This window comes from Daejeonella sp., from assembly GCF_017495225.1.
In the GTDB taxonomy this organism is placed as follows: Bacteria; Bacteroidota; Bacteroidia; order Sphingobacteriales; family Sphingobacteriaceae; genus Daejeonella.
The window spans coordinates 55408-75338 of sequence record NZ_JAFEIG010000013.1 but is presented as its reverse complement, the minus strand read 5'-3'; the positions used below and the strand labels follow the sequence as shown (position 1 = coordinate 75338).

Below are 19931 nucleotides of genomic sequence, written 5' to 3'. Positions count from 1 at the left end.
GAAAGTTATTCCCTGAAAATAAAAAGAGGCTGATCATGATTTATGATACAGCCTCATTTTTTTTATTTTTATCAGTATGCCTGACAACAGTCAACTGATAACTGTCAACCGACAACTGACCTAGTATCTGTAAGCGTCGCCTTTAAACGGTCCTTCAACAGGTACACCGATATAATCAGCTTGATGTTGTTGAAGCGTTTCTAGTTCAACACCGATCTTTGCAAGATGTAAACGAGCTACTTTTTCGTCCAAGTATTTTGGAAGAACGTAAACTTTGTTCTCATAATTTGCAGAGTTAGTCCAAAGTTCTAATTGTGCTAAAGTCTGATTTGTGAATGAGTTAGACATTACAAATGATGGGTGACCAGTTGCACATCCTAAATTCACTAAGCGACCTTCTGCAAGAACGATAACATCCTTACCATTGATGGTATATTTATCTACTTGAGGCTTAATCTCAACTTTAGTATTGCCATAGTTTTCATTTAACCATGCCATATCGATTTCATTATCAAAGTGGCCGATATTACAAACGATAGCCTTATCTTTTAATGCAAGGAAATGTTCTCCACGAACAATGTCGCAATTTCCTGTAGTTGTAACAACGATGTCAGCCTCTTTAATTGCTGTAGAAAGTCTCTTTACTTCATAACCTTCCATAGCAGCTTGTAAAGCACAAATTGGATCAATTTCAGTAACGATAACGCGTACACCTTGTGAGCTTAAAGAAATAGCAGAACCTTTACCTACGTCGCCATAACCACAAACAACAGCTACTTTACCAGCCATCATCACATCAGTTGCACGGCGGATTGCATCAACTAATGACTCACGGCAACCATATTTATTATCAAATTTAGACTTAGTTACTGAGTCGTTCACGTTAATTGCAGGTAAGTGCAATGTTCCGTTTTTCATGCGCTCATATAAGCGGTGAACACCGGTTGTAGTTTCTTCAGAAAGACCCTTGATGTCTGCGATAAGCTCAGGAAATCTATCAAAAACCATATTGGTTAAGTCGCCACCATCATCCAAAATCATGTTTAATGGCTTGCGCTCTGGACCGAAATGTAATGTTTGTTCGATACACCAGTCAAATTCTTCTTCATTAAGACCTTTCCAAGCATAAACTTGAATTCCGGCAGCAGCAATTGCCGCAGCAGCATGATCTTGAGTTGAGAAAATATTACATGATGACCAGGTAACTTCAGCACCTAATTCAACTAGCGTTTCAATTAAAACAGCTGTTTGAATAGTCATGTGCAAACATCCAGCGATGCGGGCACCTTTAAGTGGCTTTGAAGCACCAAATTCTTCACGAAGTGCCATTAATCCTGGCATTTCTGCTTCTGCTAGGCCGATTTCTTTACGACCCCATTCTGCTAATGTGATGTCCTTAACTTTGTAAGGCACGTAGTTTGTCTCTACTGATGACATAGTTTTTTGTTTAAATACGATTTAACGTATTGATAAATAATTAATTAGGTTTTTACAATCGGAATTTTTTATGCGAATTCTGCTTTGTAAAATATTTTGCAAAACTACGTATTTTTTAATTAATTAAATAAGTTTCAAGGAATAGGACAAGGCTTTTTGAAGAATTTACAATTAAATGGAAGAAGCTAATTTACAGAACTATCAAATTTTTAGTTTTCAATAATTTATTTAGTAATTCTAGCGTCAAATGTATGTTTAATAGGCTTGTATATCTTTCAAATCCTTAACTTTGCATAATTTGAATGTTCACCCAATAAATAAATTATAAAAATATGTATCCAGAATATTTAGTGGCACCAATGCGTCAGGAATTGACTAATGCCGGATTTCAGGATCTGAGAACAGCTGAAGAAGTTGATCAGGCTATAAAATCAGAAGGAACGGTACTTGTAATGGTTAATTCAGTTTGTGGATGTGCTGCTGCAAATGCCCGTCCCGCAGCTAAAATCTCTACGCAAAATGAAAAACATCCAGATAGATTTGTTACTGTTTTTGCTGGAATGGAAAAAGAAGCTGTTGATCAAGCAAGAGCACATATGTTGCCTTATCCTCCATCATCACCTGCAATTGCATTATTTAAGGATGGTAAATTAGTACATATGATTGAACGTCACCAAATTGAGGGGCGTCCAGCGCAAATGATTGCCGATAATTTAAGTCAGGCATTTGATCAATATTGCTAAATAGAAATTTAAAAAGAACAAAAAAATCCGGTACATGCCGGATTTTTTTGTTTTATACCATTTTTTAAATAGTTTAGATAAACCAAAAAATCGTGTATGAAATTTATAGCTCTTTTCTTTTCAGTTTTTATAGCTCTTCCAGCTTTTGCACAACAAACATTTATTCAGTGTGGCCGATTGATTGATGGTAAATCAAACACAGTTCAAACAGAAATGACCATTGTTGTTGAATCGAATAAAATTATTGATGTACGTAAAGGATATCATTCTGGGACTGGCAAAGACAAGCTCATCGACATGAAAAATCAAACGGTAATGCCCGGTTTTATTGATTCTCATGTGCACTTATCTATGGAAACTAATAAGAATCAGTTCTTAGAAAAATTTACTTTAAATGAGGATGAAGGAGCATTAAAGGCAGTGAAATATTGTGAAAGAACCTTAATGGCTGGATTTACTACTGTAAGAGATTTAGGTGGTACAATCGCCATTTCGCTAAGAAATGCCATCAATCAGGGAGATATTAACGGACCAAGAATTCTTGCTGCAGGAAAAAGTATTGCTACAACAGGTGGTCACGCGGATCCATCAAATGGATTTGGCAAGGCAATAATGGGTGATCCAGAAGCTAAAGAAGGCGTAATTAACGGTCCTGATGAAGCTAGAAAAGCTGTTAGACAACGTTATAAAGAGAGTTCTGATGTAATAAAAATTACTGCAACTGGGGGTGTTTTAAGTAATGCGAAAGATGGGGCTGGAGCTCAATTTACAATGGATGAAGTTGAAGCAGTTGTAAGTACAGCTAAAGACTATGGCTATCGTGTTGCTGCGCATGCTCATGGTGCTGAAGGTATGAAAAGAGCTATTCGTGCGGGCGTTTCTTCCATTGAGCATGGTACATTTATGGATGATGAGGTTATTGCTTTAATGAAGCAAAATGGCACTTATTATGTACCTACAATTACTGCGGGTAAGTCAGTGGCCGATTCGGCAAAAATCCCAGGTTATTATCAACCATTAGTTGTTCCAAAGGCAATCGCTACGGGACCAAAAATTCAAAGCACTTTTGCAAAAGCTTATAAAGAAGGAGTAAAAATTGCATTTGGTACTGATGCAGGGGTTTTCGCCCATGGTAAAAATTACAAAGAGTTTGAATATATGACCGAAGCAGGAATGCCTGCGATGGAGGCAATTAAGTCGGCAACTGTAAATGCCGCCGATTTGTTAGGGATTTCTGATCGTTTAGGATCCATCGAAAAAGGAAAAATTGCAGATATTATCGCTGTAAATGGTGATCCTCTAAAAAATATTCAGTCACTTGCTTCTATGAAGTTTGTGATGAAAGAAGGTGTGGTTTATAAGCACACACTATAATTTAAATTGTAATAAAGATTGATTAAAAATCTTTATTCAATAGTTTTTCTAGCTCAGTAAAGGTAAGGTTCATCCTGACTCTACCTTGCTTGGCATAGGATATTTCGCCGGTTTCTTCAGAAATTATAACTGCCACAGCATCACTAATTTCTGAAATTCCAATCCCAGCACGATGTCTTAATCCGAATTGAGCCGGAAGCTTATCATTTTCTGTGAGTGGTAATATACTACTTGCACATTTGATTCTGTTTTCAGAAATAATTACTGCACCATCATGTAAAGGACTATGCTTTTGGAAGATACTTTCTAAAAGTCGCTTTGAAATTTTAGCATCAATAATTTCACCGCTATTTTTGTAATACTGCTCATCGTAGAATTTGGCGAATACCATTAATGCTCCAGTTTTGCTCTGCTGCATGCTCTTGCAAGCATCAATAATTGGCTTTATTCTGGCCGAATTGTTTTTAGCAATTTCTTTATTCCCAAACAAGAAAGACCACCATGCTTTATTTTTTTGTAAGGATGCATTTCTGCCTATTAATAAGAGAAAACGCCTAATTTCCTGTTGAAATACCACAATCAGGGCGATGAAACCAACACTCACAAATCCACCTAAAAGTTCGGATAGAAGTCGCATTTCTGCTTGTTCCACCATTTTATAGGCGGCATAAATGATAAAAAGGCCAAGTAAAATATTTAAAGCAATGGTGCCTCTAATGAGATTATAAACGTAATAAATTATAAAAGCAACCAGAATTATGTCGATTGCATCGAGAAAACGCAAATTGAGGAAACTGAAATCAAAATCTTGCATCCCACTAAAGTAAATATTTATAACGATTTATTCTATTTTGCTTTAAAATCTGAGCTTTTCTACGATTTGAATTGCTTCTTTTGCCTCAGCAATATCATGTACCCTTAGGATATTAGCTCCATTTAATAAAGCAATGGTATTTGCTGCTGTAGTGCCGTTTAAGGCATGTTCAGCATCGGTATCTAGAAGTTTATAGATCATAGATTTTCTAGAAAGAGCCGCTAAAATTGGGTAGCCTAAAATTTTTAGATTTTCAAGTTTTGCTAATAATTCATAGTTCTGATCTATTGTCTTGGCAAAGCCAAACCCTGGGTCAATAATGAGATCATGAACACCTAAATTATTTAATTGTTTGATTTTTCTTGAAAAATATTGTGAGATTTCGGATAGTAAATCAGCATAATCAGTTAGTTGCGTCATAGTTTTTGGCGTTCCCCGCATGTGCATCAAAATATAGGGTACTTTCAGCTCAGCAATGGTTTGAAACATGTTTTCATCCATTTCACCTGCCGAAATATCATTTATTAAGTGCCCTCCCTCAGCGATAGCAGCTTTAGCTATTCCTGATCTAAAAGTATCGATAGAAATTAATGCTTGTGGGAATTCTTTTGCAATAGCTTTAACCACAGGTACAAGTCGCTCATGTTCTGTTTCTTCAGAAATATGTTCGGCGCCGGGTCTAGACGAATAAGCTCCTAAGTCGAGAAGATCGGCACCCTCAGTCAAAAATTCTTCAGTTTTTTTTAAGGCATTTTCTATGCTATTATTTCGCCCACCATCGAAAAATGAATCTGGAGTGAGGTTTATAATGCCCATTAGCTTCGGACTAGAAAGATCTAGTTGGCTTCCGCGAACATTTAACGTTAATTTTTGTTGAAAATCTGTATTTTTATCCGCCATATAATGGCAAAATACCGATTAATTCATGGTTCTAACAAATAAATATTAAGGCTTTGATAAACAAAACTTCAGTTGAATACGATGGTGTAATCAAGGTGTGCAGAGAACTTTTTCTAAAGAAAAGTACTGATTATGGCACAGCATGGCGTATTTTGAGGATCTCTTCCATTACCGATCAGATCTTTATTAAAGCCCAAAGAATACGAACTCTTGAAGAAAAAAAGGTTTCAAAAGTGGGTGAAGATATTACTTCCGAGTACATCGGCATTGTAAATTATTGCGTAATTGCGATGATGCAAATTGATTTACAAGGTGATGAGAGAACCGAACTGCCTGTTGAAGAAGTGGAGATGCATTTTGATAAAAAGGTGCATGAGACAAAGGAACTTATGTTTGCTAAGAATCATGATTATGGTGAGGCTTGGAGAGACATGAGAATAAGCTCTTTAACAGATTTGATACTCATGAAAATTTTAAGGGTGAAGCAAATTGAAGATAATTTGGGTCAAACATTGGCTTCTGAAGGGGTAAGAGCAAATTATCAGGATATGTTAAATTATTCTGTATTTGCCTTAATAAAATTGGACCTCCATAAGGGAGCCTAATGAATTTTGAAAATATTATTTTATTAAAAATTGGAATGAAAACTGTCTTTTTACAAATTTTACGATCTTTTGTCGGCTTATTATTTATTTTTTCTGGCTTAATTAAGGCTAATGATCCACTAGGTTTTGGCTATAAGCTTCAGGAATATTTTGAAGTATTTCACATTAGTTTTTTTAATGATTATGCTACGGCTTTTGCGATCTTACTTTGCACACTGGAAATTGTTTTTGGGGCTTTGTTATTGTTGGGTTTCTGGACTAGCAAAGTGGTTTGGGGCTTATTAATTACCATTGTATTTTTTACTTTCCTAACCTTTTATTCGGCATATTTTGAGGTGGTGACTTCTTGCGGTTGCTTTGGCGATGCAATACCACTCACCCCTTGGCAATCTTTTTCGAAGGATATTGTATTGTTAGTGATGATTCTTTTTATCTTTTTTAACAAGAATCACATAAAACCATTAATTGGTAGTGAAAAAGCTCAGCAAGTTATCGCGGGATTGGTTTTGGTACTTTCACTCGGTTTTGGGGTATTTACCTATAGTTACCTGCCAATTCTTGATTTTTTACCATATAAAATCGGAAATAATATCCCACAATTAATGATTACCCCTCCAGGGGCTGAACCTGATGTGTATGAGATTAATTATAATCTTACTAACAAAAGCACTGGTGAGACAAAAACTCTTACGGATAAGGAGTACTTAAAAACGGAGATTTGGAAGGATCAAAACTGGGTAATTACAGGCGAGCCAGTTTCAAAATTGATTAAAAAAGGTTTTGATCTTAAGATTAAAGATTTAAAAATAACCGATAGTCAGGGTACGGATTATAATCAGGAGATTCTTGAAAATCCTTATTATAATCTTGTTATTGTTGCCTATGATCTTAATAAAACCGATGCTACAGGCATTGGAAATTTGAATGCGCTTGCCATTAATGCTGCCGAAAATTTTAATATCAGAACAGTATTGCTTACATCTAATTCTGCAAGTGATGCGGAGAAGTTCAGCAAAAAGAATAAATTGGTGATGGAGGTGTTTTATGCAGATGGTATTCCTTTAAAAAGCATGGTTAGAGCCAATCCGGGCGTGATTTTATTAAAAAATGGAACGGTAATCAATAAATGGCATTTCAGGAATGTGCCCTCTTATGATGAAATGGCAGCGAGCTATTTTAGCAAAAATTGATGTTAAGCATTTTTGATTTATTTTAAATAGAGCAGAGCGATTTTTCTGCATTGAGTTTTTTTTTAGTTTATGAAGATTTTTCTTGTTGGATTTATGGGGAGTGGTAAAACCACTATCGGAAAAAAATTAGCTAATTATTTAAAATATGAGTTCGTAGATCTAGATAAATTAATTGAGGTAAAAGCAGGAATGAGCATTGTTGACTATTTTGAGATTCATGGTGAAAATGCTTTCCGAGAGTTAGAAAAAGAGGTATTGCAGTTGGCGCATTTTGGTGAAAATGCCATTATTGCTACTGGAGGTGGAGCACCATGCTATGACGATAATATGGCTTGGATGAGCGCAAATGGACAGGTAGTATATTTATCATTGCCTCCAAAGGCACTTGCTTCTAGACTTGAAAACTCAAAAGCAGACAGGCCATTGATTAGAAATCTTAAAGGGGAGCAATTAGTAGATTTTATTAGCAATAAACTAAAAGAAAGAGAGCCCTTTTATAACCAATCTAAATTTGTGGTAAGTGCTAGCGATTTAACTGCTGAGCGATTGGCTTTTTATTTGAATTTGGGCTAGCTTCTAGAACCTCAGCTACCGTTCGTACTTTCTATGACGGGGCTTCGAGAGCCTCAGCCAGTGGGTAATAGATGTCGTCAGCCTGACAACTGACAACTGACAACTGACAACTGATAACTGATAACTGATGTCTGACAACTAAATTCGGGCTTCGAGTACCTCAGCCACCAGTAGCCCAAACCCCATTCAATCTCTAAGATAAATAAACCGCATCATCTTCCGTTTTTTCATCTAAAACTACATCCACATGTTCTTTTAGGATGGTTGCAAGTTCTAGGCCAGTAAAATCTGGGGAAACAGGAAAGTTACGGTGACTTCGGTCGATTAAAACTAACGTTCTAAGTTTTTTGAGTGGGATATCAAGAAATACACCTAAGCCATAGGCCAAAGTACGGCCACTATTTAATACATCATCTACTAAAATAACCACCTTGTTTGTCGCATGTTTCAGATCCAAATCCGAACTAGCTTCTAAATGCGAGATTTCCTTATTTATCTCAACCTTCATTAAAGTGATTTTAATTTCAGAAATAGACTCCAACACAGATTTTAAGCGCTTTGCTATTAAATATCCTTTGTCGATAATGCCGGCAATAATTAATTCTTTCTCACCCAAATTATCCTCTAAGATTTGGTAAGCCATGCGATCAATTCTTTGTTCGATCTGCTTTTTGTTGAGTATCAGTAATTTTTTGTTCGGCATCTGTCTGAAATTTGATTTTAAATTACATATTCTTTGCAAATATCTACAATCTTCAAGATATTTTATGGTAGCTTATTTCCTTATTGATAGGGGTAGAATACGAAATTTGCGCCTTCTGGGACAATCACAAAAACACACATAAAGGCATACGGATCTTTATATTGCTTTTCAAATCTATCTCTCTTATCGGGCTGCACGAGTCCCTTTTCTGTAAATTCTTCAATTGTAGAAGCATGAATACTCCAGCTTGTATTTAGCTCCTCTTTATCTAATATGGGCTCACCTAAATTGAGCTCATGCTGATGAGCCACAAAAATTGGATACTCTGAAATTCCCTCTGAAATTATTTCAAGTGCCACCTCTTTAATCGATTCATCATAGAATTTTAAATCGAGTTCTAGGCTTTTCAGCGGACTTTCCTTCTCTTTTTTATTCCCTTCGTTATTTCCTTCGGGGTTAAGTAGGTCTTTTATTTCCATGCTATTGCTTTGAAAGGAATTTGACTAAATTTATTCTGCTTTTTCAAGGTCCTGTGCTTGATTGAGGTTTAAGCTCAATAAAACTACATTTTCAACATGCTGTGTGTGTGGAAACATATCAACGGGACGAATTCTGCTAACTTCATACTTTTCCTTAAGCAAAGCGATATCACGTGCTTGCGTAGCCACATTACAGCTTACATACACAATCTTTTCTGCCTCCATCTCTAAAAGTCGCTTAACCACATCGGCATGCATCCCAGCACGTGGAGGGTCTGTAATTACTACATCAGGTTTCCCATGTGTGGCAATAAATTCGGCATTTAGAATATCCTTCATATCACCTGCAAAAAAGCTAGTATTCTTAATCGAATTGATGTCTGAATTGATTTTCGCATCCTCAATAGCCGTTGGCACATATTCTATCCCGATAACGGATTTTACATCCTTCGCAATAAAATTAGCAATAGTACCCGCACCAGTATATAAATCATAAACTAATTCAGTGCCATTGAAGTTTGCAAAATCTTTAGTAATCTTATAAAGTTCAAAAGCTTGCTCCGAATTGGTTTGATAAAATGATTTCGGACCAATCTTAAATTTAAGTCCGTTCATATTTTCAAATATATGATCAGCACCCTCAAAAACATGAATATCCTGATCAAAAATGGTATCGTTTTTCTTCTGATTGATGATATAAAGTAGTGAATTTATATTTTTAAATTCCTTAGCAATAAATTGCATCATGCTAGTAATTTGCTCCTGCTCGATATAAGCAAAAACAACAATCACCATCAGTTCGCCAGTGCTAGACGTACGAATAATTAAATTTCTGAGTGAGCCCTCGTGGTTTCTGAGGTTATAAAAAGATATATGATTAGCCAGAGCATACTCCCTAACTTTATTACGAATATCGTTGGACGGATCTGCCTGTAAATAACAATGGTCAATATCAATAATCTTATCGAAGCGCCCCGGAATATGATAGCCCAAGGCATTCATCTCCATTTCCTCGCCGCTGCGCATGTCTTCATCGGTTAACCAGCGCTTATCAGAAAAGGTATATTCGAGTTTATTCCTGTAATAATTTGTCTCCTTTGAACCTAAAATCGGCTCTATGCCTGCTGTATCCACTTTTGCGAGCCTTTGAAGGGCATCAACTACACTTTTTTGCTTAAAAAGCAGCTGCGCATCATAGTTTAGATGCTGCCATTTACAACCACCACACACACCAAAATGCTTACAAAATGGATCTGTACGATGCTCAGATGGTTTAACAATGTTCTGGATTTTACCCTCATAGAATTTTTTCTTTCTACGAAGGAGCTCAACATCCACAATATCTCCTGGAACGGCTTTGTCGATGAAGATTACCAGATCCTCTGATTTTCCTACACCCTTGCCTTCTTCAGCAATATCAATTACTTGAATGTTATTTATAAATTTTTTGTCGGCCGGAATTTTTTTCATGAACCACAAAATTAAAGATTTTTAATTTAGGAATGGTCTAATTAGGCAGATATTGGAACAATTCAAAGCCATGTCCTAAAATTTAGAAGGATTTATGCTTTTTTGTTTTAAAGGGATGATTACGATCCTTGATTTTTAAAAATCAAACATCGCATCAATTAAATTCGAAATATTGGAAATTTCACGACTCATAGCGATTTTCTTTACTAGAGCAACAATATACGAATAATTATACCAAAAACCAAATCGGTATAATAGTTTAATAATGAGTTAACACAAATTTATTTTACTGCAGCCTTAACGAGGTAAGGGAGTATTTCTTTTTGGAAGGAGATGAAGTTTTTCCGTACATCGGAGTCGCTTACAGATGTAAACGCAAATGAAAACACAATACTTTTACTCGCTTTAATCAAAAATCGGAGTCGCGCGATATAATCATCTGCCTTAAACAAGGGTGTTTGATTAAATGAGTCGATTAACAGGTTTTCAAGCTCATCAGAAAGTGTTTTTAGAAATTCTTGGGAGTTGGCAGATTCACGTATAAATTCCCATCCAATAAATTCATTACAAACGGTATAGGAGAGGCGACTAGTCTTCAAAATGATCATACTTAGGTACGCTTCTTCATCTAGGTCATCACTTGGATTATGGATGATATCATGTACACTATGCTGAATATATTCCATCAGAATAGCTTGTAGCAAGAGTTCTTTACTCTCAAAGTATTTGTAAATGGTGGCCTTGGCAATTTTTGCGCGTTTGGCAATTTCGTTTACGCTGGTTTTATGGTAGCCGTATTTTCTGAATAGGTCCTGAGCCGATTTTTTAATTATTTCCTTAATCTTGTCCACTGCTTTTTAGTTAACTACCATGAGGTCAAAATTAGTAATAATTACTCTATATTGCTTAAGCGATCTTTCTGCGGGTGCTTTCACCGGACTCCCATCAAACAATGAGAATTTTGCTCCACTGCAGGGGTCTGTTGCGGTTAAATTGGGATCATCCGGCACAACCGCACACCTTTTTTGTGGATTTACTGAGCTACATCGATCATAAGCCACAAATGCACCATCGGCTCTTTTGTATATGATGAGTCCCGCAACTCCTGTATTTGCCTGATTATTAACCAATAAAAGCCCGTTTGTGCTTTTAATATTGAATTCCTGCAAGGTAATTTTATAGCTTACATAAACATCCGGAATTCTGTCAATATTATCTTTGCTGCATGACAGAAGGCTGATTAAAATAAAGAGATATGTCAGTTTTATTCGCATTAAATCATTTCCGACTGAAATTGTTTTAAGAATCTAACGTCATTTTCTGAGAAGAGCCTTAAATCTTTAATTTGATATTTCAAATTAGTAATTCTTTCTATTCCCATTCCGAAAGCATATCCGGTATATTTTTTACTATCGATATTTGAATTTTCAAGCACATTCGGATCTACCATGCCGCAACCTAAAATTTCTACCCAGCCACTATGTTTGCAAAGCTGACATCCATCACCTTTACAAATTGAACATGAAATATCCATTTCTGCCGATGGCTCGGTGAATGGGAAATAACTTGGTCTGAAACGGACTTTCGTGCCTTCCCCAAATAGTTCTTGAACGAAATAAAATAAGGTTTGTTTTAAGTCGGCAAAGGAAACATTCTCATCAATGTATAAACCTTCCACCTGATGGAAAAAGCAATGTGCTCTAGCAGAAATAGCTTCATTACGATAAACTCTTCCTGGCATGATAGCACGGAATGGTGGTTTCCCGCCTTCCATCATTCTTACTTGAACAGAAGAAGTATGCGTTCTCAAAGCGATATCGCCCTTTTCGCCACCTTTTTTGATGAAAAAGGTATCTTGCATATCTCTAGCAGGATGCTCTTCGGGAAAGTTTAGCGCCGAGAAATTATGCCAATCATCCTCAATTTCTGGTCCCTCAGCCACATTAAAGCCAAGTTTTTTAAATATTTCGATGATTTCTTTTCTTACAAGAGATAAAGGATGACGTGTGCCTAGCTCAAATCCTTCGCCAGGTAAGCTCAGGTCTTGTTCAGATTTTGAACCACTTTCTTCAGATTCAGAACCTTCTTTAAGACTTTGGTACTTGGCCTCAGTCATTTGCTTGAACTCGTTCAAAACCTTGCCATAAACCCTTTTATCTTCAGATGATACCGTTTTAAACTCTTCAAAGAGATCTTTAATAATTCCCTTTGTTCCTAAAAAGCGGATTCTGAATGTTTCCAGTTCTTCGGCGTTTTTGGGTTGAAAAGCGTTTATTTCTGCGGTATACTGATTGATTTTTTCTTGCATTTCCTTGTATTTGTGGGAAAAATTCCTTATATTATTTATTTAAAACACCCAATTGATGGCCAACTTTCGTAAAGGCGGCAATCGCTTTATCAAGGTGCTCTTGATTATGTGATGCGGATAATTGCACTCTAATTCTAGCTTTTCCTTTCGGAACTACTGGGAAGTAAAATCCGATGACATAAATTCCTTCCTTCAATAATTCGGCAGCAAAGTCTTGTGCTAATTTAGCATCATAAAGCATAATTGGCACAATTGGATGTGTTCCTGGCTTTATATCGAAGCCTGCCGCTGTCATTTTCTCACGGAAATATTTCGTGTTAAATTCTAATTTATCCCTAAGCTCAGTACTTTCGCCTAACATATTTAGGACTTCAATGGAAGCTCCCACGATAGATGGTGCTAAAGTATTGGAGAATAAATAAGGTCTAGAACGTTGACGTAAAATATCGATTACTTCTTTAGGACCTGATGTAAATCCACCAGAAGCGCCACCTAGTGCTTTTCCTAAAGTTCCTGTGATGATATCCACACGGCCAATTACCCCATGGTGCTCATGTGTACCTCTTCCTGTTTTGCCTAAAAAACCTGAGGAGTGACATTCATCTATCATGACTAAAGCATTGTATTTATCTGCTAAATCGCATATTTTATCAAGTTGAGCGATTGTTCCATCCATAGAAAAAGAACCATCGGTTACAATAATACGGTGACGAAGATGTTGAGTTTCCTTTAGTTTTTCTTCAAGATCGGCCATGTCGTCATGTAAATATCTATAACGCTGTGCTTTACATAAACGTACCCCATCAATTATAGAAGCATGATTTAATGCATCCGAAATGATTGCATCCTGCTCATCAAATAAAGGCTCAAATACACCTCCATTGGCATCAAATGCAGCAGCATAAAGAATGGTGTCTTCAGTGCCTAGAAATTCGGAGATTTTAGCTTCCAATTCTTTGTGAATATCCTGGGTTCCACAGATAAATCGTACAGAGGCCATTCCGAAGCCATGCGTATCCATCGCTTTTTTAGCCGCTTCAATTACTCTTGGGTCTGATGCCAGTCCCAAATAATTATTCGCGCAAAAATTAATTACTTCTTGCCCTCCTTGGATTTTAATATCAGCTCCCTGAGGAGTAATAATAATGCGTTCGCGCTTATAAAGGCCTGCTTTTTCAATTTCTTCCAGCTCTTTTTCTAATACCGGCTTAAGGGTTGTATACATATTTAAAGGATTAGGAATTGTAAAATTACAAAATCTAAAGACTTCCCCACTAATTGTATTGTATTCTTCTATTTTTTTAATTTATGCAACCATAATTGAATTATTTCCATCTTTATAAAAAAAATAAACACATGAGATTATTTTCTTTCGTTTTACTATTCCTTTGCGCCTCAGGTTTTACTTATGCGCAAGAAATTTTATTAAAAGGAACAATTAAGGATAATAAAGGCTTATCCGTGCCTTTCGCGAGTGTCTATGAAAAGGGCACTACACGTGGGACTTCGGCTAATAGCGAAGGAGAATATCAGCTTAAATTATCTGCAGGTCAGCATACTTTAATTTTTAAAGCAATTGGCTTTAGTCAGGAAAGTAAACAAATCGACCTTAAAACTGCTCAAACATTAGATGTTATTTTAAATCCATCGGTTTATGAATTAAAGGATGTAATTATACAGGCAGATGCGGAGGATCCGGCATATGAAGTAATTAGAAATGCTATTCGTAAACGTAAACGCCATCTTACCGAGGTAGAACAATATACTGCTGATGTTTATATCAAGGGCATGCAGAAATTATTATCGGCTCCAAAAAAGTTTTTAGGTCAAAATATTGATGAGATTGGGAAGCAAATCGGACTAGATTCAAATAGGAGAGGCATTCTATATTTATCTGAATCAGAAACAAAAATTAGTTTTATGCAGCCGGATAAATTACGTGAAGAAATGATTTCTTCCAAAGTTTCGGGTAGTAATCGTTCTTTCAGTTTCAATCGTGTTTCTGATGTGGAATTAAACTTTTACGAGAATTTATTGGTTCTTAATGACCTAAGTAATCGCCCTTTCATTTCACCAATTGCCGATAATGCCTTATTTTATTATAAATATAAACTATTGGGTACGAGCATCGAAAATGGGGAGATGATTAATAAAATTGAAATCATGCCTAGGCGTGCCGCTGACCCAGTTTTCAGAGGAATAATTTATATTTTGGAGGATAGTTGGCGCATCCATAGCACCGATTTATATCTCACCAAAGAGGCAAATATTAATGTAATTGATACCTTAAGTATTCGACAGGAGTTTATTCCCGTAAAATCAAAAATCTGGATGCCCTCATCCATTAGATATGATTTTACTGGCGGTTTTCTTGGTTTTCGCTTCGGCGGATATTTTATTGCCCTCTATAAAAATTATGATTTTGGTGGCAATTTGAAGAAGAAGGATTTTGCAGAAGTTTTAAAAATTACGAAAGAAGTCAATAAAAAAGATAGCACTTATTGGGAACAAGCGCGACCAATTCCGCTGACCGCCGAGGAGCAAATTGATTATGTTAAAAAAGAAACGTTAGCAGCAAAAAGGGAGTCGAAGGTCTATTTAGACTCTCTAGATGCGGTAAATAATAAATTTAAACCTTTAGCCTTTATTATTGGTTCGGGCTATAATCCGCGAAATCGTTATAAAAAGGAATATTATCGCTTTGGGTCTTTGGTAAATTCTGCTTTTTACAATACGGTGGAGGGTTTTGGATTAAATTATCAGGCTTCCTACACTAAACAAATTGATTCGGCAACTAATAAATATCTTAGTATTACTGGTAAATTAAGGTATGGTTTTTCAAGTGAAAGGATGTATGGTAGCATGTTTGGTTCAATACCTATAAAAACCTCGCGACTTAGCCTAAATATGGGTTCGGATGTAATGGATTTGAATAATTTAACACCCTTATCGCAATTGGGAAACATGATAAATACCCTTTATTTTGAACGCAATTTGCTAAAGGTTTACGAGAGTAAATTTATCAACTTGATTTATTCTAAGTCCCTGGGTAATATTCAAACAAGCTTTTCTGCCGGATGGACAAACCGTAGAGCCTTGCTAAATACCACGGATTATAAAATTAGAGATTTGGAGGGAAAACAGTTCACATCAAATGATCCGCTTTTACCAGATTCTAATCTGCCAATGTTTCCAGAAAATCAAGCTTTTAAAATACAGTTTAGAGCTTCTTATGCTTTTAGTAATGAGTATGCAACCTATCCTACAGGTAGGTTTTACAGTCCGTCAAAATATCCCAGGTTAAGTATTAATTATTCTAAGGGTATTCATGGACTGCTTGGCTCTGATGTAAATTACGACTTAGTTTCTGTTGACTTGGCGAAGTCGGATATTAAAAGCGGACTTTTAGGAAGTTCATCATTTTGGTTAGGTGCAGGGAAGTTTCTAAATTCTAAAAGCATGTATTTTGTTGATTATAAGCATTTTAGAGGGAATAGGCTTTGGTCTTTTTCAACAGAATCAAACAATTTTATTTTCTTAGATTATTATAAATACAGTACTCCTCAAAGCTATTTTGAAGCTCATTTACATCATAATTTCTCGGGATTTTTAACCAATAAAATACCTTACATACGGAAACTAAAATTGAGTGAAGTTATTGGTTTTAATTATTTAAGCACGCCTAAAATGAGGAATTTTACGGAGGGTTATGCCGGACTCCAATATTTGAATTTCAGGTTAGTTTATGGTAGATCTTTTGTGAATGGAAAGGGTTATGACGATGGATTTAGATTTGGAATAGTCCTTTAAGTCTTAGTTGTATTTGCATAATTTAAACGAAAATTGTATCTTTGCACCGCATTAAACGCTGTTTGCAGCAGTATCAATGAATTATGATCAAATACCAAACACTACTCTACTATTGCTATAGTAGAATTGAGGGTGCAGAACAATTTGCATCCGACCATCTACAATTTTGTAAATCTTTAAACCTTGTTGGGCGTATTATTGTGGCTGATGAGGGACTAAATGGAACCGTTTCGGGGACTGAAGAGTCATGTAAAATTTACATGGATACGCTACATGCTGATCCTCGTTTTTCAAAAATCGACTTTAAAATAGATGATGTAGAGGAACCTTCCTTTATTAAGATGCATTGCAGGTACAAGGCAGAAATTGTGCATTCCGGTTTAAGGGATCCTTCTATAATTAATCCAGAGCTTAAAACTGGAATTCATTTAGAGCCTGAAGATTTTGTGAATATGAAGGATGATGAAGATGTGGTTATTGTAGATGTACGATCAAACTATGAACATTCTATTGGTAGGTTTAAAAATGCCATCACCTTTGATATTGATAATTTCCGCGATTTCCCACAACAAATCAATGAGCTGGCCAAGTTCAAGAATAAAAAGATTGTGACCTATTGTACTGGTGGGATAAAATGCGAAAAAGCGAGTGCTTTATTGCTGCATGAAGGTTTTGAAAATGTGTATCAGCTTCATGGTGGAATTATCAAATATGGTAAGGAAGCTGGTGGCGAAGATTTTGAAGGCAAATGTTATGTTTTTGATAATCGTGTAGCAGTTGATGTAAACTCGGTAAACCCCAAGGTGATTTCTACTTGTCGTAATTGCGGCACTCATACCACTAAAATGATTAATTGTGCCAATCCTGAGTGCAATGAGCATTTTACACAGTGTGATGCATGCGGTGAGCAATTAGATGGTGCATGTTCTGATGTCTGTCAGGCACATCCGCGTAAGCGAGTTTATGATGGTACCGGATATTATGTGAAGGTTCCGCAGCCTATTAATACAGATAAATTAAAAGCAGTTAAAGCTTAAGATTTTGAGGGCTTTGGCTTTTTAATTCTTGCGGTTTATTTTGTTTTTCTAAAAAAATAGGGATATACAAATAAAGAATTCTTAATTTCCTAAAAAAAATTATCAATGAGGAAATTAGTAGCCATCGCAGTCCTGCTTTTTGTAAGTGTACAATATAGTATTGCACAGGATAAGACTTTGTTTTCTAAAGAGCAATTCATAAAGGGAGGAGATACCCTTAGCTATAGAATGTTATTGCCCGAAAATTTTGATCCGCAGAAGCAGTACCCCGTATTATTTTTTTTACATGGTGCTGGTGAGCGTGGGAATGATAATGAAGTCCAGTTGGTCCATGGTTCTAAGCTTTTCCTTAATTCAGAAAACAGAAAAAATTTCCCTGCAATTATAATTTTCCCTCAATGCCCTCAGGGTGATTTTTGGGCCAATGTTAAATTTGGTGATGGGAAGAGTACGGAACGATTTAGCTTTCAAAAGGGTGCTAAGCCAAATAAGTCGATGAGCATGCTGATGGCTCTGGTAGCCAAAATGAAGTCCGAGAAATTCACCGATAATGATCGTTTTTATGTAGGCGGACTCTCAATGGGTGCCATGGGGACTTTTGAAATTTTGAGAAGAAAGCCCAATCTTTTTGCATCGGCTTTTGCCATTTGTGGTGGCGATCATGTAGAAAATGTGAAAAAGTATAAGCATATGCCACTATGGGTTTTTCATGGAGCAAAGGATAATGTTGTTCCCATTCAAAAGTCAGAAATTGTGGTCAATGAGTTGAAGCGATTGGGCTCGGAGGTGAAGTTTAGCGTTTATCCAGATGCTAACCATAACAGCTGGGATGCGGCCTTTGCAGAGCCTGATTTCTTATCATGGATCTTTTCCTTCCGGAGATAGCTTTTTATCTATCTGAAATCAAAAATTAATCGAATTTTCTTGTGATGTTTCTTGAGTAGCTTGTTTTTCCAATTTTTATTGGGAGGATTAGCTTGTAATGGGCTCTATTTTAGGCGATTGCATTGGTTTATTTTGAAATTTATGATTTTTTGAGTATATTATATTCTAATTGATTTGTTTTGATTTCTTTGAGGGATAAGTTAATATATTCGATTCCAATTAAAACGATAAATTTTTTGAGTACCTAAGCAGATTGGGGTGGATTGGCGAAATTTGTTCGGGTATAAAGGACTTGTGTGCAAGTGTAACAATAAAAGCCAGCATTAAACAAAAAACAATTAAAGATTTTAGAAGCAAAAATTGTTTTGCGGTGTAAAATTTGTATTTTCACCGCATATTTTGCGGTGAAAATATGTATATACACGAAAGAGAAAATTGGACAAACTTTTATTGGGATAACGACAAGTTATCACCCATCTTGGCTTCTGTAAGGCATTTACAAGGACGTTTATTGGGTCGTATGGAAAGTTTAGGTTTCGATTTTATAGAGCGTGCCACTTTGGAATCGCTTATATTAGATGTTGTAGATACATCAAGAATTGAAGGTGAATTTTTAAATCCCGAAATGGTACGCTCATCTATAGCCCGAAAATTAGGTATTGAAAATGCTGATTTTATAAAGACACCCCGAAACATTGAAGGAATTGTTGATGTTGTTTTAGATGCTACACAAAAATTCGACAAAGCACTCTCAGAAACACGCCTTTTAGGTTGGCATAACTCACTTTTTCAAACAGGTTTTAGTGGTTATCAGCAAATAGATGTTGCCAAATATCGTTCGGGCGGTATGAAGGTAGTTTCGGGCAATTTTGGTAAGGAAAAAATACATTTTGAAGCACCATCAGCCAGCAGGGTTCCGCACGAAATGGAACAATTTTTAAGTTGGTTTAATAGTGATAAAAGTTTAGATTTAGTCATGAAATCTATCATTGCTCACTTTTGGTTTGTTACAATTCACCCTTTTGATGATGGCAATGGACGAATAGCGCGCGCGATTTTAGATATGTGCTTAGCAAAAAGCGATAATAGTAAAATTCGTTTTTACAGCTTATCAAACCAAATCTTCAAAGAGCATAAACACTATAACAACATTATTGAACTAACACAAAAAGGCACATCAGACATCACAAAATATTTAGAATGGTTTCTTGGTTGTTTTGAAAGAGCCTTAATAGCAAGTGAACAAAATTTGGAAATCATTTTGGATAAAGCACACTTTTGGGACAGACATAAGTCGACAAACATGAACGAAAGACAACGTCTTGTAATTAATTATCTTTATGACAATTACAGTAAAGAAGTCGGGTTTTTACGAACATCAACCTACGCGAAACTTACCAAATGCTCAACAGACACAGCTTTGCGAGATTTGCAAGATTTAGTCGCAAAAGAAATGTTGAAAGCAGAAGACAGCGGAAAGAAAACAAATTACGTTATTGTAAGTCCCAAAAACATAAGAATACCGAAAATAAGTGATGAAAAAATACCAGCACCCAAGAGCGGCTTGGCCTAATGGTGGGTGCAGTGATTTTGTTAATTTTGT

At 36.1% G+C, this 19931-nt stretch carries 19 protein-coding genes; 9 read left to right on the top strand and 10 right to left on the bottom strand.

The annotated features are described in order from the left end of the window. Positions 1-120: 120 nt before the first annotated feature. Complete coding sequence (ahcY, locus tag QZ136_RS05135; protein ID WP_291401059.1) at positions 121-1437, bottom strand: adenosylhomocysteinase; 1317 nt, start codon at positions 1435-1437, stop codon at positions 121-123. Positions 1438-1769: 332 nt separating this feature from the next. Here ahcY and QZ136_RS05130 point away from each other — a divergent pair, with 332 nt between their 5' ends. Together QZ136_RS05130 and QZ136_RS05125 are read left to right on the top strand one after the other, a co-directional pair. Then, on the top strand, positions 1770-2180 hold the full coding sequence (locus QZ136_RS05130; protein ID WP_291401057.1) for a BrxA/BrxB family bacilliredoxin: 411 nt from the start codon (positions 1770-1772) through the stop codon (positions 2178-2180). Between the two features lie 96 nt (positions 2181-2276). Continuing rightward, positions 2277-3554 (top strand): amidohydrolase family protein, encoded by a 1278-nt coding sequence (locus tag QZ136_RS05125; protein ID WP_291401055.1) that lies wholly within the window; start codon positions 2277-2279, stop codon positions 3552-3554. 22 nt (positions 3555-3576) lie between these two features. Here the strand turns inward: QZ136_RS05125 and cdaA are convergent, their stop codons facing one another. Both cdaA and folP read right to left on the bottom strand, forming a co-directional pair. Beyond that, positions 3577-4368, bottom strand: a complete 792-nt coding sequence (gene cdaA / locus QZ136_RS05120; RefSeq protein ID WP_291401053.1) for a diadenylate cyclase CdaA — start codon at positions 4366-4368, stop codon at positions 3577-3579. A gap of 42 nt (positions 4369-4410) precedes the next feature. Continuing rightward, positions 4411-5268, bottom strand: coding sequence for a dihydropteroate synthase (gene folP, locus QZ136_RS05115; protein ID WP_291401051.1), 858 nt, complete (start codon positions 5266-5268; stop codon positions 4411-4413). A gap of 53 nt (positions 5269-5321) precedes the next feature. Between folP and QZ136_RS05110 the strand changes: the two genes are divergently transcribed. The 3 genes from QZ136_RS05110 (at position 5322) to QZ136_RS05100 (ending at position 7636) form a co-directional block, all read left to right on the top strand. Continuing rightward, positions 5322-5873: a DUF1599 domain-containing protein gene (locus QZ136_RS05110; RefSeq protein WP_291401049.1), complete on the top strand. Its 552-nt coding sequence runs from the start codon at positions 5322-5324 to the stop codon at positions 5871-5873. A gap of 35 nt (positions 5874-5908) precedes the next feature. Beyond that, on the top strand, positions 5909-7063 hold the full coding sequence (locus QZ136_RS05105; protein WP_291401047.1) for a BT_3928 family protein: 1155 nt from the start codon (positions 5909-5911) through the stop codon (positions 7061-7063). A gap of 69 nt (positions 7064-7132) precedes the next feature. After that, on the top strand, positions 7133-7636 hold the full coding sequence (locus tag QZ136_RS05100; RefSeq protein WP_291401045.1) for a shikimate kinase: 504 nt from the start codon (positions 7133-7135) through the stop codon (positions 7634-7636). A 193-nt stretch (positions 7637-7829) separates the two neighbouring features. Here QZ136_RS05100 and QZ136_RS05095 read toward each other — a convergent pair whose 3' ends face one another. The 7 genes from QZ136_RS05095 to kbl all read right to left on the bottom strand — a co-directional run bounded on the left by QZ136_RS05095 (position 7830) and on the right by kbl (position 13821). Further along, entirely contained in the window at positions 7830-8339 is a 510-nt protein-coding gene (locus QZ136_RS05095; RefSeq protein ID WP_291401043.1) for a phosphoribosyltransferase family protein, read from the bottom strand. 80 nt (positions 8340-8419) lie between these two features. After that, positions 8420-8818, bottom strand: coding sequence for a hypothetical protein (locus QZ136_RS05090; RefSeq protein ID WP_291401041.1), 399 nt, complete (start codon positions 8816-8818; stop codon positions 8420-8422). 30 nt (positions 8819-8848) lie between these two features. Further along, positions 8849-10288, bottom strand: coding sequence for a 23S rRNA (uracil(1939)-C(5))-methyltransferase RlmD (rlmD, locus tag QZ136_RS05085; protein WP_291401038.1), 1440 nt, complete (start codon positions 10286-10288; stop codon positions 8849-8851). Between the two features lie 281 nt (positions 10289-10569). After that, the gene (locus QZ136_RS05080) at positions 10570-11139 is read right to left on the bottom strand and encodes a TetR/AcrR family transcriptional regulator (protein ID WP_291401036.1); all 570 of its coding nucleotides are present in this window, start codon (positions 11137-11139) and stop codon (positions 10570-10572) included. 6 nt (positions 11140-11145) lie between these two features. Beyond that, positions 11146-11562: a hypothetical protein gene (locus tag QZ136_RS05075; RefSeq protein WP_291401033.1), complete on the bottom strand. Its 417-nt coding sequence runs from the start codon at positions 11560-11562 to the stop codon at positions 11146-11148. Next, entirely contained in the window at positions 11562-12596 is a 1035-nt protein-coding gene (gene pheS, locus QZ136_RS05070) for a phenylalanine--tRNA ligase subunit alpha (protein WP_291401031.1), read from the bottom strand. The genes QZ136_RS05075 and pheS overlap by 1 nt, the downstream gene beginning before the upstream one ends. Positions 12597-12627: 31 nt before the next feature. Continuing rightward, complete coding sequence (gene kbl, locus QZ136_RS05065) at positions 12628-13821, bottom strand: glycine C-acetyltransferase (protein ID WP_291401029.1); 1194 nt, start codon at positions 13819-13821, stop codon at positions 12628-12630. A gap of 131 nt (positions 13822-13952) precedes the next feature. Here kbl and QZ136_RS05060 point away from each other — a divergent pair, with 131 nt between their 5' ends. The 4 genes from QZ136_RS05060 to QZ136_RS05045 all read left to right on the top strand — a co-directional run bounded on the left by QZ136_RS05060 (position 13953) and on the right by QZ136_RS05045 (position 19901). After that, complete coding sequence (locus tag QZ136_RS05060) at positions 13953-16406, top strand: DUF5686 and carboxypeptidase regulatory-like domain-containing protein (RefSeq protein WP_291401027.1); 2454 nt, start codon at positions 13953-13955, stop codon at positions 16404-16406. Positions 16407-16489: 83 nt separating this feature from the next. Further along, positions 16490-17443, top strand: coding sequence for a rhodanese-related sulfurtransferase (locus QZ136_RS05055; RefSeq protein ID WP_291401025.1), 954 nt, complete (start codon positions 16490-16492; stop codon positions 17441-17443). Between the two features lie 105 nt (positions 17444-17548). Further along, entirely contained in the window at positions 17549-18328 is a 780-nt protein-coding gene (locus tag QZ136_RS05050) for a prolyl oligopeptidase family serine peptidase (RefSeq protein ID WP_291401023.1), read from the top strand. A 412-nt stretch (positions 18329-18740) separates the two neighbouring features. Then, positions 18741-19901 carry a Fic family protein gene (locus QZ136_RS05045; RefSeq protein WP_291401021.1) on the top strand — a complete coding sequence of 387 codons (1161 nt, stop codon included), beginning with the start codon at positions 18741-18743 and terminating at the stop codon, positions 19899-19901. Positions 19902-19931 lie beyond the last annotated feature (30 nt).

What these genes read in the sequence shown, in the direction of transcription:
- QZ136_RS05055 (WP_291401025.1), top strand. Translation starts at nt 16,490, where the DNA reads ATGATCAAATACCAAACACTACTCTACTATTGCTATAGTAGAATTGAG.
- QZ136_RS05130 (WP_291401057.1), top strand. Translation starts at nt 1,770, where the DNA reads ATGTATCCAGAATATTTAGTGGCACCAATGCGTCAGGAATTGACTAAT.
- QZ136_RS05060 (WP_291401027.1), top strand. Translation starts at nt 13,953, where the DNA reads ATGAGATTATTTTCTTTCGTTTTACTATTCCTTTGCGCCTCAGGTTTT.
- QZ136_RS05095 (WP_291401043.1), bottom strand. Translation starts at nt 8,339, where the DNA reads ATGCCGAACAAAAAATTACTGATACTCAACAAAAAGCAGATCGAACAA.
- cdaA (WP_291401053.1), bottom strand. Translation starts at nt 4,368, where the DNA reads ATGCAAGATTTTGATTTCAGTTTCCTCAATTTGCGTTTTCTCGATGCA.
- QZ136_RS05125 (WP_291401055.1), top strand. Translation starts at nt 2,277, where the DNA reads ATGAAATTTATAGCTCTTTTCTTTTCAGTTTTTATAGCTCTTCCAGCT.
- ahcY (WP_291401059.1), bottom strand. Translation starts at nt 1,437, where the DNA reads ATGTCATCAGTAGAGACAAACTACGTGCCTTACAAAGTTAAGGACATC.
- folP (WP_291401051.1), bottom strand. Translation starts at nt 5,268, where the DNA reads ATGGCGGATAAAAATACAGATTTTCAACAAAAATTAACGTTAAATGTT.
- pheS (WP_291401031.1), bottom strand. Translation starts at nt 12,596, where the DNA reads ATGCAAGAAAAAATCAATCAGTATACCGCAGAAATAAACGCTTTTCAA.
- rlmD (WP_291401038.1), bottom strand. Translation starts at nt 10,288, where the DNA reads ATGAAAAAAATTCCGGCCGACAAAAAATTTATAAATAACATTCAAGTA.
- QZ136_RS05105 (WP_291401047.1), top strand. Translation starts at nt 5,909, where the DNA reads ATGAAAACTGTCTTTTTACAAATTTTACGATCTTTTGTCGGCTTATTA.
- kbl (WP_291401029.1), bottom strand. Translation starts at nt 13,821, where the DNA reads ATGTATACAACCCTTAAGCCGGTATTAGAAAAAGAGCTGGAAGAAATT.
- QZ136_RS05100 (WP_291401045.1), top strand. Translation starts at nt 7,133, where the DNA reads ATGAAGATTTTTCTTGTTGGATTTATGGGGAGTGGTAAAACCACTATC.
- QZ136_RS05045 (WP_291401021.1), top strand. Translation starts at nt 18,741, where the DNA reads ATGTATATACACGAAAGAGAAAATTGGACAAACTTTTATTGGGATAAC.
- QZ136_RS05075 (WP_291401033.1), bottom strand. Translation starts at nt 11,562, where the DNA reads ATGCGAATAAAACTGACATATCTCTTTATTTTAATCAGCCTTCTGTCA.
- QZ136_RS05090 (WP_291401041.1), bottom strand. Translation starts at nt 8,818, where the DNA reads ATGGAAATAAAAGACCTACTTAACCCCGAAGGAAATAACGAAGGGAAT.
- QZ136_RS05050 (WP_291401023.1), top strand. Translation starts at nt 17,549, where the DNA reads ATGAGGAAATTAGTAGCCATCGCAGTCCTGCTTTTTGTAAGTGTACAA.